Source organism: Devosia aurantiaca (genome assembly GCF_011058215.1).
Taxonomy (GTDB): Bacteria; Pseudomonadota; Alphaproteobacteria; order Rhizobiales; family Devosiaceae; genus Devosia; species Devosia aurantiaca.
On record NZ_JAALFG010000001.1, the window covers coordinates 1,382,495 to 1,394,259 of the forward strand.

Consider the following 11,765-nt stretch of genomic DNA (forward strand, 5'->3'; position numbering starts at 1 on the left):
CACCCGCCGGGAATGGGGATTAGTGGGACGGGTGGATCGCGTCGTTGAGATACATGCAGGTCAGGAGCGCGAAGACGTAAGCCTGAATTGCACCGACGAGAAACTCGAGACCGGTCAGGGCGATGGCCATCAGCATGGGCAGGATGGCAGCGCCCCAGCCCAGGGCACCAAGGCCACCGATCATCATCACGGCAAAGCCGGTGAAGACCTTGAGCGTGATATGGCCGGCAAGGATATTGCCGAACAAACGGACCGAAAGGCTGATCGGACGCGAGAGGAAGGAAATGACCTCGATCGGCGCCACGATGGGAAGGATGTAGCCGGGCACGCCCGACGGCACGAAGAGCTTGAGGAATTTCGGCCCGTTCTTGACGAAGCCGTAGACGATGACGGTGAGGAACACGAGCATCGACAGCGCGAAGGTGACGATGATGTGGCTGGTGACCGTGAAGAAGTAGGGCACCATGCCCCACATATTGGCCACGAAGATGAAGGTGAAGAGCGAAAAGACCAGCGGGAAGAACTTCATGCCGGCGGTGCCGGCGGCGCTTCGGATCATGCCCGCCACGAATTCATATAAGAGCTCGGCGGAAAGCTGGAGCCGGCTCGGCACGAGCTTGGAGCCCGAGGTGGCGAACAGCATGAAGCCGACGATCGCGGCAACGGTCAGCACCATGAACAGCGAGGAATTGGTGAAGGCGAGGGTTGTACCGGTGCCTTCGGCTGCATCACCGCCAACGGTGAAGAGCTTGAAGATGTCATAGATGACAAACTGGTGGATCGGGTCAGTACCGGCCATGAAGCCCTCTATTCGCCATCACTATACGTTCCGCTCTTCGTCGTCCGCGTCGGGTCCAAGATCGGACCCCGGCGGGGCAGGCGATGCGGCATTCATTTCCGCCACCACTCGGATGACGTTCAGGATTCCAGCGGCAAAGCCCATCAGCAACAAGATGAGCAAGCCCCAGGGGCTGGTCCCCAGGCCAAGATCGATGAGATAGCCGATGCCGGCACCCACCAGAACCGCGGAGATGAACTCGGTACCGATGCGCAAGCCGCGCGCCATACCGCTCATTTCCGGAGAAGCATCCCGGGTGGCTCTGTTGTCCTCCTGGATACGCTCCCGCTTGGCAGAGGCGATGCGCGATGCAAGATCGCTCGTCGCCCCCTTGGCGCTGTCCGGTCGGCCCTGGTCACCCGGCGGTGTTGTCATCCGCAGCTTCCTCGTGGCCGGCCATTTCCCGGGCTTTCCGGGACGCCTTTTAAGTCGCGCGCAACATAGTGGTGGGGGTTTTCGGTGTCAAGGCGAGCTGTGGCGCCGTAAGGTGCTGTTTTATATAATGTTTTCGTCGCGGTGCAGGGGTGCGGCATGCTGTCCACACTTTGATCGTGGCGCAGTCGTGGCGAGCCTGGGGGATTCTGTCGCTAGACGGCCTCGCGAAAACTCTCGGCGGTGGTGAGATCGACCGACACGAGCTGCGAAACGCCGCGCTCGGCCATGGTGACGCCGAAGAGGCGATCCATGCGGGCCATGGTGATGGGATTGTGGGTGATGACCATGAAGCGCGTGTCGGTGCGCTGGCGCATTGAGTCGAGGAGGTTGCAGAAACGTTCGACATTGGCGTCGTCGAGCGGGGCGTCGACTTCGTCGAGGACGCAAATGGGCGCTGGATTGGTGAGGAAGACGGCAAAGATCAGCGACATGGCCGTGAGCGCCTGCTCGCCTCCCGAGAGCAGCGTCATGGTCTGCGGCTTCTTGCCGGGCGGGCGGGCGATGATTTCAAGGCCCGCTTCTAGCGGGTCATCGCTTTCGACAAAGCTCAGTTCCGCCGTGCCGCCACCAAAGAGAGTGGTGAAGAGCTCCTGGAAGAAGGTGTTGACCCGCCCAAATGCCTCGTTGAGGCGGGCGCGGCCTTCGCGGTTTAGCTGGCCGATGGCGCTGCGGAGCTTGGCGATGGCATCGATGATGTCGTCTCGGTCGGCGATCATGGTGTCGAGTTTTTGCTGAACTTCGACGGCTTCCTGTTCGGCGGAAAGATTGACGCCGCCCAGGCGCTCGCGCTCGGATTTAAGACGCTCCAGCTTTTGTTCGGTCGCATGTTCATTGGGCAGCGCTTCTTCGGGCCGGATGCCGGAGGCTTCGAGCGTCCTGGCAGCCGGGATGCCGAGGGACTCTTCGATTTGCCGTTCGATCTGCTGTCGCTGGGCGATCGAGCCTTTGACGCGTTCTTCGATGCGGGTGAGCTCGATGCGTACGGCATTGAGCGCGTCACCGGCCAATTTCAGCGCACGATCGGCATCGCGCCAGGTGGTCTGTGCGGCACTAAGGCGGTCTCCGGCCGTCTGGTGGTCGGCGCGGGCAATGTCGATTTGCTCGTCGAGCTGGGCTTGGCGGGACGAAAAACCCTCCGGAGACGCGACGAGGCTTTCAAGCTGCGCCTCAACTTCCGACGTGCGCTGGTCGAGGGTTGCGAGCTGGGCCCGCGCGCCCGCGCTGCGCCTTTGCCAGGACTGGGTGTCGCGGGCGAGCTGATCGAGGCGAGCTGCGCGCATGGTTGCGGCAGAGTCGATCGTGCTGAGACGAAGACGGGCCTGGTCGGCCCGCTCGCGGAGTGTGGCGAGCTGCGATTGACGTGTCGTCACTTCAGCGGAGAGGCCTGCTTCGTCGGCGGTTTCGGCGAGGAACTGGCGGGCGGCGTTGAGCGCCGCTTCGGCTTCGCGCAGCGAGGTGGTGAGACGGGACTGGGCTTCGTCGAGGCCGGCGCGGCGGGTGGCGAGGTCGCCCAGCGCGCGCTGGGCCTTGTCGAGATCGGCTTGCGCAAGGCCGATCGCGTGTTGGGCACGGCGCCACTCTTCTCGGAGGGAGCGTTCGGCCTGGCGGGCGGCTTCGAGGGTTGAGGCGAGAGCGTCGACATCGCGGCGCCAGCCATTGCGTTCGCCTTTGGCCTGGAGGATTTCCTCGTCCAGTTCGGCAAGGCGATTGCGCTGCGCCAGGCGCTGTGCCGCAGCACTGGGTGCGTCGGCAGCGGCAACGAAGCCGTCCCAGCGCCAAAGCGCGCCGTCGAGGGTGACGAGCCGCTGACCGGGACGCAGCGCCCGCATCAAGGCCGGTCCGTCGGCCGCATCGATCAAGCCGACCTGGTCGAGGCGGCGCTTGAGCAGGGCGCTGCCGCTGACATAGCGGGAAAGCGGCTCTGCCGCCTGCGGCAAAGCGGGGTCGTCGCGACCGTCGAGGGCCGCGGACCAATGGACCGGTGCGCCGGCGTCGCCGCTGGCTTCGAGGTCATCACCCAAAGCCGCGCCGAGGGCCGTCTCATAGCCGGGGAAACTTTGAGTTCATCGACCACGGCGGGGAACAGGGTCCCGCCGGTCGAGAGCATCTTGGCAAGCGTCGATGCCTCGGCTTCGAGGCGTGCGACCAGGGCATCGAGTTGGGCGAGACGCGGGCGGGCGGCGTCGAGCTTGGCCTGGGCCGCGGTGGCTTGCTCTTCGGCTTGGAGGGCCTCGGTTTCGGCATCGGCCATGGTGGCCTGCGCCGCATCGAGTGCAGCGCGGCGCTGGGTGACGGTTTCGTCAGCTTCAGGGTTGCGAGTACGCGGGCAATGTCGCGATCGACTTCTGCAAGCTGGGCGGCGGTGCGGCCGTGGCGGGCCGTGGCATCCTGCAGGTTGCGCTGCGCCTGGCTGCGGCGCGCCCGGTTCTGGGCAAGCGCGTCCGCGGCGGTGCGCAACGCCGTCTCGGCTTCGGCAACGAGGGCTTGAGCGGCCTGGGCTTCGCCGCGAGCTTTTTCCTGGTCGGCCTTTGAAGCGGCTTGCTCGGCGGCGAGCCGATCCTGCTCTTCCTTATAAGAGGCGAGCGTGGTCTCGCTTTCGGCGACAAGCTCGCGCTCGCGCGCACCGTCGCCGGCAATCTGGCGCAAGCGGTTTTCGAGTTCGGCGCGACGCTGGGCGAGGCGCCGCGTTTCTTCGGCGAGCTGCTCGGCAAGGATCGTATAGCGCTGCAGCACGGCGCCCGTGACGGCCTCGCGCTCCCGCAACGGAGCAAGCGCGGCCTCTGCAATCTCGGCATGGCGCTGCGCGGTGAGCTGGGCGTGGTTGGCGTCGGCGAGCTGGCGGATCAGGACGGACTGCGCGGCTTCGTTTTCTTTTTCGGCGACGCGGGTGGCGACCCAGCGGATGTGAAACAAGGTGGCTTCCGCGCGGCGGATGTCGCCGGATAAAGCACGGTAGCGAGTGGCAAGGCGTGCCTGGCGCTTGAGCTGTTCGAGCTGGGTTTGAACCTGGGCAATGATGTCGTCGACGCGCTCGAGATTGCTTTCGGCAGCGCGAAGGCGCAATTCGGCCTCGTGGCGGCGGGAATGAAGCCCCGAAATGCCGGCGGCTTCTTCGAGCAGGGCACGGCGCGCGGTAGGCTTGGCGGCAATCAGCTCGCCGATCTGGCCCTGCCGTACCATGGCGGGCGAATGCGCGCCGGTCGAGGCATCGGCGAACAGCAATTGCACATCGCGGGCGCGGACCTCGCGGCCGTTGACGCGGTAGACCGAGCCGGCCTCGCGCTCGATGCGGCGGGTGACTTCCAAAATGTCGGCACTGTTGAGCGCTGCCGGGGCCGTGCGGTCGGCATTATCGAGAACGAGGGTGACTTCGGCGGTATTGCGGGCCGGCCGATTGCCGGAGCCGGAAAAGATGACGTCATCCATGCCCGAGGCGCGCATGGCCTTGTATGAGCTTTCGCCCATGACCCAGCGCATGGCTTCGACAAGATTGGATTTGCCGCAGCCATTCGGGCCGACAATGCCGGTAAGGCCCGGCTCCATGACGAGCACGGTTTCGTCGGAGAAAGATTTGAAGCCGTGGAGGCGGAGGCGGAAGAATTTCACTTTCTATCCATCCCCTTGATGGGGAGGGTAGCGTCGCTAAGCCCGAAGGGCTGTAGCAAAGCTGGGTGGGGTGGGGTCAGGCACAATGGATCGTGTGCTTGGCCCCACCCACCCTCATTCCCTCCCCATCGAGGGGAGGGAGGCGCAAGAGCTTAGAGTCCTGCTGAGAGTTACTGTGCAGGAGCGACGGGTGTTTCGGTGGCTGGCGCCATGGTGTTGGCGGGGGCAGTTTCGTTTGCCGGAGCCATGGTGTTGGTTGGTGCCGCTTCGGTCGAAGGTGCAGTGGTTGCGGCGGGTGCCGCTGCGGCTGCGTCGGGGGTGGTGGGGACAAAATCGGCGGGCACGAGCGGGTCGATCTCGGCAGCGAGCTGCTCGAGCGTCTTGCCTCCCGAAAGCGTCTTGCCGTTGACATAGAATGTCGGCGTTCCCGTCAGACCGAACTCGTCCAGAGCCTGGTTTTTCTGCGCTTCAATCGCGGTGAAGCCGTCCTGATTCGTCAAGGCGGCGTTGAACGTTTCCTCAGTAAAGCCAAGCTGCTGCGCCACGGTGAAGAGGGCGTCGCGCGGCTTGTCGGACATGCCCCATTCGTTCTGCGTCTTGAAATAGGTGGCGATGACGTTGTGGTAGGCGACCGGGCCTGCAGCTTCGGCGAGAAGGAAGATCGCCGCGTCGATAGCATTGCGGGCGAAGGGGCGGAGGACGAACTTGACCTTGCCCGTATTGATGTATTCTTCCTTGAACGGCTCATAGACCGTGTTGTGGAAGGTCGCGCAGTGCGGGCAGGTGGGCGAAGCATATTCGATGACGGTCACGGGAGCGTCGGCGCTGCCCTCGAACTTGTCTTCGAGGCCACCGGCGGGGGCCATCAGCTTGGCAATGTCGATCATATCGCCTTCGGCCGCCTGCGCGGTCGCAGCGCCGGCAAGGCTCAGCGCCGAGGCGGCAGCAGCTAGAAGAATGGTTTCGCGGCGATTGAACTTCACTTGGAGACGCTCCTTTTTAAGATGCGGGGACACTACACGGGCCGAAGGTGTCGGCAAGTGGGCACAAGCATCACTTGAGGGTGAATATCAGCGCTTGTTTCGGCTCGAAAGCGCGAGGCCCAGAGCCTGAAGAGACTGTCGCAAGGCATCGTCCTCGACCTGGGCCGTCAAAGCGTCGACCTTGGCAACCGTGCTTTGGCTCGGCTGCTGCGTTTTTGCACCTTGCCGGCTGAACTGGGGGTGAATGGCTCGGCCGAAAGCCGCACTTCGCCCACGAGCACATAGCCGAAATAGCGGTTGACGGCCTTGGCGATGGCGGGGGCTTCGTGCTGGGCGAAGACGGCGGTGCCCGGAGCGCAGCGCAAATAAAGCACCGCGCCTTCCGCCCCATCAGCGCTGCGCGGCCAGCTGAGCTTGTCGGGCTGCGTCGTGCTGTCGAAGGGTTTCGGCGCGATCGAGCGCCAGTGGGTGATGATGTCCCGGCTGGCAAAGCCGCGCTTCTTGAGCATAGGATCAAGCGCGCCGGCTAGCGCGTCAGCGACCGAGAGGGTCTTGTTGCGGCGCTTGGGCGTGGGCAGATCGTCGGCCATTCTCGCTCGGATGTGAGAGGGTCCCGCAAGCGCGGGAATGACAGGGTTGAGGCGGGCAAGTATAGGCTCGGCCATGCTCCTGACCAATCCCCATCCGCTCAATGCCGAGGCCGTGCTCGAATGGTATGATCGCCACGCGCGCGATCTGCCCTGGCGCGTTTCGCCGCAAGACCGAAAGGCCGGAATGCGGCCCGATCCTTATCGGGTGTGGCTGAGCGAAGTCATGCTGCAGCAGACGACGGTGGCCGCAGTGCAGAAGTATTTTTGCGCTTCACGAGCCTTTGGCCGCGGGTCGAGGATCTGGCAGCGGCGCCGCTCGATGCGGTGCTGCGGGAATGGGCCGGGCTCGGCTATTATGCAAGGGCACGCAATCTTCATGCCTGCGCCCAGGCGGTGGTGCGCGATCATGGCGGGGTGTTTCCGGACACGGCGGCGGGACTGCAGACGCTGCCCGGCGTGGGGGCTTATACCAGCGCCGCCATCGCGGCGATCTGCTTTGACGAGCGCATCGCCGTGCTCGATGGCAATCTCGACCGCGTGCTGGCGCGCTATTATGCGCTCCCCGTGCCGGTGCGTAACGCCAAGGACGCCTTGCGCGGCGCGCTGCAGATTGCCGTGCCGGCGCGGGCAGGGGACTTTGCGCAGGCGATGATGGATCTGGGTGCAACGATCTGCGCGCCGCGCACGGCCTATTGCCTCGTTTGCCCGATCCAGCCGGGCTGTCTGGCGACCAGGGAAGGCGCGCCCGAGCGCTATCCGATCAAGCCGGAAAAGGCAGAGAAGCCGGTGCGGCGCGGCCATGCCTTCGTGATGACCGATGCGTCGGGCGATGTTTACCTGCAGTCGCGGCCGGGCAAGGGCCTTCTTGGCGGCATGACGGAAGTGCCGACCAGCATCTGGGCGGAGGATGCGGGCGAACCGATTTATCCGGCGACGGGAGAATGGCGCCATCGCGGGCAGGTCGTGCATGTCTTTACCCACTTCCGGCTCGAACTCGAGATCTGGTCGGCGATAGTTTTGCCCGAGGCCCTGGACGGGGGCTGGTGGTCGGAGCCGGCGGCGCTCAAGGGCGAGGCCCTGCCGACCCTTTTCCGCAAGGTTCTGGCCCAGGCTGGATTGGGCTAGGGGTTGTTGGCATCGAGGCAGGGTACTATCTTCGAAATGCCTGTGAGGAGCCGACAATGAGCGAAGTGATGACCGAAGACGGCAAGATCACCATTCCTGAGCCAATCCGTCAGCACCTCGGGCTGCAGCCGGGAAGCAAGATAGATTTTCGGCAGCTTCAAAGCGGCGAAGTCGTTTTAGTGGCAAACGAACCCAAGTCAGAAAGCTTCTTTGCCAAGTTTCTAGGCCATGCTGGTCCGGGAATGAGCACCGATGAGGTCATGGCAATGACCCGCGGTGAAGATTGACGCTCGTCGATACCAATGTCCTGCTTGATGTGATCACCGGTGACCCAGACTGGGCCGCATGGTCGGTCAACAGGCTCGACGCCGCTCGTCTCGCTGGACCGCTCATTATCAACGATGTAATTTTTGCCGAAATCGCCGTGCGCTACGACGACCTCGGCGAGGTCGAGCGGTTGCTAACTGATATGCAGGTCCGTCACGTAGACTTGCCCAGGCAGGCTCTATTTCTTGCAGCAAAGGCCTTTCAACGTTATCGGCGTCACGGCGGCACTCGCACAGGTGTACTGCCAGATTTTTTCATCGGTGGGCACGCTGTAGCAAGGAATATAACTCTGCTGACCCGAGACCGTCGTCGCTACGAGACCTACTTCCCCAGCGTAACGCTGATTGCACCCTGACCCACAAAGAAAAAGACCGCCGGGGCAAACCGGCGGTCGTTTAGTAAGGCCTGAATGATTGGAGGTCAGGATCAGGCAGAAAGCGATTCAAGGCGTTGGCGGATGTCGCTCCGAAGACTATCGATCGGCTCGACAACGCCAGACTGTTCGTGGTGCCAGAAAGTCCACCCGTTGCATGCCTCCGAGCCCTGGACCAAAGCGCCGACCTTGTGGATCGAACCCTGGTGCGGACCGGAGACGAGCGAGCCGTCTGCACGAACCATGGCAAAGTAACGTTTCGTTAAGTCGAAAAGTTGCGCACCTGGTTCGATCACACACCTTGTTCAACAAGCGAACCGAAGGGAATGCGGGCTTCCTTGCGCTTTGGCGTGACCGATTGGAGGGCCTCGAAGACGCCCGGACGGATGGTTGCGATACGGGTGCGAGCGCCGTCGATATAGGCTTGCTCGCGCTCGATGCCGATGAAGTGGCGGCCCAGCTTGCGCGCGACGGCGCCGGTTGTGCCGGTGCCGAAGAACGGGTCGAGCACGATGTCGCCCGGCTTGGTCGTGGCATTGAGAATGCGGAACAACAAGGCTTCCGGCTTTTGCGTCGGATGAAGCTTGTCGTCGTCTTCGTTCTTGAGCCGCTCGGCGCCGGTGCAAAGCGGGAAGAGCCAGTCGGACCGCATCTGCGTGTCGTCATTGGCGAGCTTCATCGCTTCGTAGTTGAAGGTGACGCGGCTTTTTTGCGACTTGGCCGCCCAGATCAGCGTTTCATGCGCATTGGTGAAGCGCGTGCCGCGGAAATTGGGCATCGGGTTGGCTTTGCGCCAGACCACGTCGTTGAGCATCCAGAAGCCGAGGTCCTGGAGCGCCGTGCCGACGCGGAAGATATTGTGGTAGGAGCCGATGACCCACATGGCGCCGTCGGGCTTGAGGACGCGGCGGGCTGCCGTCATCCAGGCCTTGGTGAAGGCGTCATAATGGGCAAAGCTATCGAACTTGTCCCACTCGTCATCGACCGCATCGACCTTGGATTGGTCAGGACGGGTCAGCGCCTGCTCGAGCTGCAGGTTATAGGGTGGATCGGCGAAAATCAGATCGACGGAGCCGGCCGGCAAGCTATTCATGTGCTCGATGCAATCGCCCACAAGAATAGTATCGATCGGAAGGCGCGTGCCTTCCATTTCCGCATCGGCCAAACGGGCCGTACGCGCGGTACGCAACATACACTTAACCCTAACAAAGGACTAACCAGTTCTTTATAGGGCACCGAAGTTAATGGAGCGTTCGCAAGGGGTTAGCAGGGCGTTAACCGGCGGCCAGGATGGTCGTTTGCGTAACGAAGCGCCGCCACCGGGGCAAATTCCTCGCGGTGGTGGCGGCAAGGGCCGTGGGAGTTAAGCGCTGTCAGATGAGCCGCGGTGGAGTAGCCCTTGTGCCCGGCAAAGCCGAAATGGGGCGCATCGCAATCCATGATCTTGCACATGCGATCCCGCGTGACCTTGGCGACGATCGAGGCCGCGGCGATCGAGACGCTGCGCCCGTCGCCGCCGATCAGCGCGATCCCCTCGCAGGGTAGGCCCGGGGGAATATCGCGGCCATCCACCAGGACGCGATCGACGGGCCGGGGCAGGGCGCGCACGGCCCGCGTCATGGCGGCAAGGGTGGCGCCGCGAATATTGAGGGTGAGGATATCGCTGGGCGGGGCGCTGACAATGGCGACATCGGCCGTCGCGACGATCTCTTCGTAAAGCGCTTCGCGCTGTTCGGCCGTGAGCTTTTTTGAATCGTTGAGGCCATCGGGGATGCGGCGCGGATCGAGCCGCACGGCGGCGACGACGACGGGACCCGCCAGCGGGCCGCGCCCGGCTTCGTCGACACCGGCAACGAAGCGGGCGCCGGCCTTCAGCAATTTTTTTTTCGTGGCTGAAATCGGGGACGGTCGGCTCGGCAGCAACAAGCTCGGCGACGACGATCTTCATGGGCGGCCTCCGATCAGGTCGTCACGACAGTTGTGGAATTCAGCGCGCATGACCATGTCATGTTTGCGATGCATTTCCCTGCTGATACTAGAGTCGAGCCGGGGGCAAAGCCGGGAGATGATCACATGCGCTTTGCGCCCTGCCTAGCCCTCGTGCTGGCCCTTGCAACACCGGCCAGCGCCGAGCCTTTTCACCACCCCTATGGCGAGTTGCGCGAATATAATCGCGATTGGCTTTCAGCCTGTCCCGATGCCATCAACGAGGATGCCACCGACTTTTACGGCTTTTCCTGCTTTGCCTCGACTGGCAGCCAGCAGCTCAACGGCGCCAATCTGCCGGCCTATAAGCTGACGCTGGTCCGCAATCGCCTGGATGGGGCGCTGGATCTGGCGATCACCGTGGCGCTGGACGAGGGCGGCTATGACGAGAGCCGGCCCATAGTGCTACGTTTCGGCGGTCAGCCGGATATCGAGCTCGGCGTCGGCGAAGAACTCGAGACCCGCTACAACACCATCAACCAGTATTTTGTGCTGGACGCAGCGCGGGCCGAGGCATTGATCGACACGATGAAGGAACGCACGTCGGTGACGCTTCTGGTGCCGCTAATCGGTGTGGAAAAGCCGGTTGAGGTGCGGCTCTCGCTGCGGGGCGTGCTGGCCTCGCTTGACTTTATGTCCACCTATGCCCGCAAAGTCGCGCAATACTGACGCTCTGACGGACAATCCATGCATCTTAAACCCGGCGCCGCGCTGCTGTTCGATATCGATGGCACGCTGGTGGAAAGTGACCCGCTTCACCTGCGGGCCTTCAACGACACCTTTGCGCCTTGGGGGCACAAATTCGACCGTGAACGGTTCGGGCGCGAATTGCAGGGCTTTGCCAATGAGGCGATCGCGGAGCGGTTCCTGCCAAGCGAGACGATGGACCGCCGACGCGATGTGATGATGGGCAAGGAAGCGCGCTTTCGCGAACTGGCAGCCACGGGGATCGAGCCGGTGCACGGCCTTTTCGACCTATTGGACTGGGCAGACGAGAACGGCGTGCGGATGGTGGCGGTTACCAATGCACCGCGGCCCAATGCCGATCTGTTGCTGGATGCAATCGGCGTGCGAAGCCGGTTCAGGCATGTGGTGATCGGCGACGAGTTGGCGCATGGCAAGCCGCATCCGCTGCCGTATTTGGAAGGACTGCGTCTGCTGGGTGCGGAGGCGGCGAACAGCGTGGCGTTCGAGGATTCGCGGACAGGTATTGCCTCAGCAATTGCGGCCGGGATCGCGACGGTTGGAATGGCGACGGGATTGACGCCGGCGCAGTTGGTCGATGCTGGGGCGGTGATTGGCGTGCGGGATTATCGAGACGCGGGTGTGTTGGAGTTGATTCGGTCGAGGCTGTTTGCCGATTAACCCTCATGGTGAGGTGCGGAGCGCAAGCGCAGCCTCGAACCACGAGGGTGGGCGAGTGGAGCTTCGGTGCCACGCCCTCGTCCTTCGAGGCTCCGCTTGCGCTCCGCGCCTCAGGATGAGGGCTACTGAAATGATCA

9 protein-coding genes and 3 pseudogenes are annotated in these 11,765 nt (G+C 63.3%); 5 read left to right on the forward strand and 7 right to left on the reverse strand.

All coding sequences use genetic code 11. From position 1 onward, the window contains the following. Positions 1 to 19: 19 nt before the first annotated feature. The 5 genes and pseudogenes from G5575_RS07075 to G5575_RS07095 all read right to left on the reverse strand — a co-directional run bounded on the left by G5575_RS07075 (position 20) and on the right by G5575_RS07095 (position 6,452). Positions 20 to 799, reverse strand: a complete 780-nt coding sequence (locus G5575_RS07075; RefSeq protein WP_164533634.1) for a F0F1 ATP synthase subunit A — start codon at positions 797 to 799, stop codon at positions 20 to 22. A gap of 21 nt (positions 800 to 820) precedes the next feature. Further along, entirely contained in the window at positions 821 to 1,213 is a 393-nt protein-coding gene (locus G5575_RS20180) for an AtpZ/AtpI family protein (RefSeq protein ID WP_235935650.1), read from the reverse strand. Positions 1,214 to 1,425: 212 nt separating this feature from the next. Then, positions 1,426 to 4,879, reverse strand: a pseudogene (locus G5575_RS07085) (AAA family ATPase). A gap of 170 nt (positions 4,880 to 5,049) precedes the next feature. Then, a complete protein-coding gene (locus G5575_RS07090; protein ID WP_164533635.1) occupies positions 5,050 to 5,862 on the reverse strand; it encodes a thioredoxin domain-containing protein in 813 nt (270 codons plus the stop codon). 167 nt (positions 5,863 to 6,029) lie between these two features. Then, on the reverse strand, positions 6,030 to 6,452 hold the full coding sequence (locus tag G5575_RS07095; RefSeq protein WP_164533636.1) for a DUF721 domain-containing protein: 423 nt from the start codon (positions 6,450 to 6,452) through the stop codon (positions 6,030 to 6,032). Positions 6,453 to 6,525: 73 nt separating this feature from the next. On the opposite strand from G5575_RS07095, the pseudogene G5575_RS07100 reads away from it, so the two are divergent. The 3 genes and pseudogenes from G5575_RS07100 to G5575_RS07110 all read left to right on the forward strand — a co-directional run bounded on the left by G5575_RS07100 (position 6,526) and on the right by G5575_RS07110 (position 8,259). Then, positions 6,526 to 7,577, forward strand: a pseudogene (locus G5575_RS07100) (A/G-specific adenine glycosylase). 56 nt (positions 7,578 to 7,633) lie between these two features. Beyond that, on the forward strand, positions 7,634 to 7,864 hold the full coding sequence (locus tag G5575_RS07105; RefSeq protein ID WP_235935652.1) for an AbrB/MazE/SpoVT family DNA-binding domain-containing protein: 231 nt from the start codon (positions 7,634 to 7,636) through the stop codon (positions 7,862 to 7,864). Beyond that, complete coding sequence (locus G5575_RS07110; RefSeq protein ID WP_164533637.1) at positions 7,861 to 8,259, forward strand: type II toxin-antitoxin system VapC family toxin; 399 nt, start codon at positions 7,861 to 7,863, stop codon at positions 8,257 to 8,259. The genes G5575_RS07105 and G5575_RS07110 overlap by 4 nt, the downstream gene beginning before the upstream one ends. A 71-nt stretch (positions 8,260 to 8,330) precedes the next feature. On the opposite strand, the pseudogene G5575_RS07115 reads toward G5575_RS07110, so the two are convergent. After that, a pseudogene (locus tag G5575_RS07115) lies at positions 8,331 to 9,427 on the reverse strand (DNA methyltransferase). A gap of 113 nt (positions 9,428 to 9,540) precedes the next feature. Then, positions 9,541 to 10,203 (reverse strand): ribonuclease HII, encoded by a 663-nt coding sequence (locus G5575_RS07120; RefSeq protein WP_164533638.1) that lies wholly within the window; start codon positions 10,201 to 10,203, stop codon positions 9,541 to 9,543. A gap of 147 nt (positions 10,204 to 10,350) precedes the next feature. Between G5575_RS07120 and G5575_RS07125 the strand changes: the two genes are divergently transcribed. Both G5575_RS07125 and G5575_RS07130 read left to right on the forward strand, forming a co-directional pair. Further along, positions 10,351 to 10,932 carry a hypothetical protein gene (locus tag G5575_RS07125; RefSeq protein ID WP_164533639.1) on the forward strand — a complete coding sequence of 194 codons (582 nt, stop codon included), beginning with the start codon at positions 10,351 to 10,353 and terminating at the stop codon, positions 10,930 to 10,932. A gap of 18 nt (positions 10,933 to 10,950) precedes the next feature. Beyond that, positions 10,951 to 11,628 (forward strand): HAD family hydrolase, encoded by a 678-nt coding sequence (locus G5575_RS07130; RefSeq protein WP_164533640.1) that lies wholly within the window; start codon positions 10,951 to 10,953, stop codon positions 11,626 to 11,628. The last annotated feature ends 137 nt before the right edge of the window (positions 11,629 to 11,765 follow it).

Coding starts and splice junctions, on each gene's coding strand:
- G5575_RS07075 (WP_164533634.1), bottom strand. CDS start 799: ATGGCCGGTACTGACCCGATCCACCAGTTTGTCATCTATGACATCTTC.
- G5575_RS20180 (WP_235935650.1), bottom strand. CDS start 1,213: ATGACAACACCGCCGGGTGACCAGGGCCGACCGGACAGCGCCAAGGGG.
- G5575_RS07095 (WP_164533636.1), bottom strand. CDS start 6,452: ATGGCCGACGATCTGCCCACGCCCAAGCGCCGCAACAAGACCCTCTCG.
- G5575_RS07105 (WP_235935652.1), top strand. CDS start 7,634: ATGAGCGAAGTGATGACCGAAGACGGCAAGATCACCATTCCTGAGCCA.
- G5575_RS07125 (WP_164533639.1), top strand. CDS start 10,351: ATGCGCTTTGCGCCCTGCCTAGCCCTCGTGCTGGCCCTTGCAACACCG.
- G5575_RS07130 (WP_164533640.1), top strand. CDS start 10,951: ATGCATCTTAAACCCGGCGCCGCGCTGCTGTTCGATATCGATGGCACG.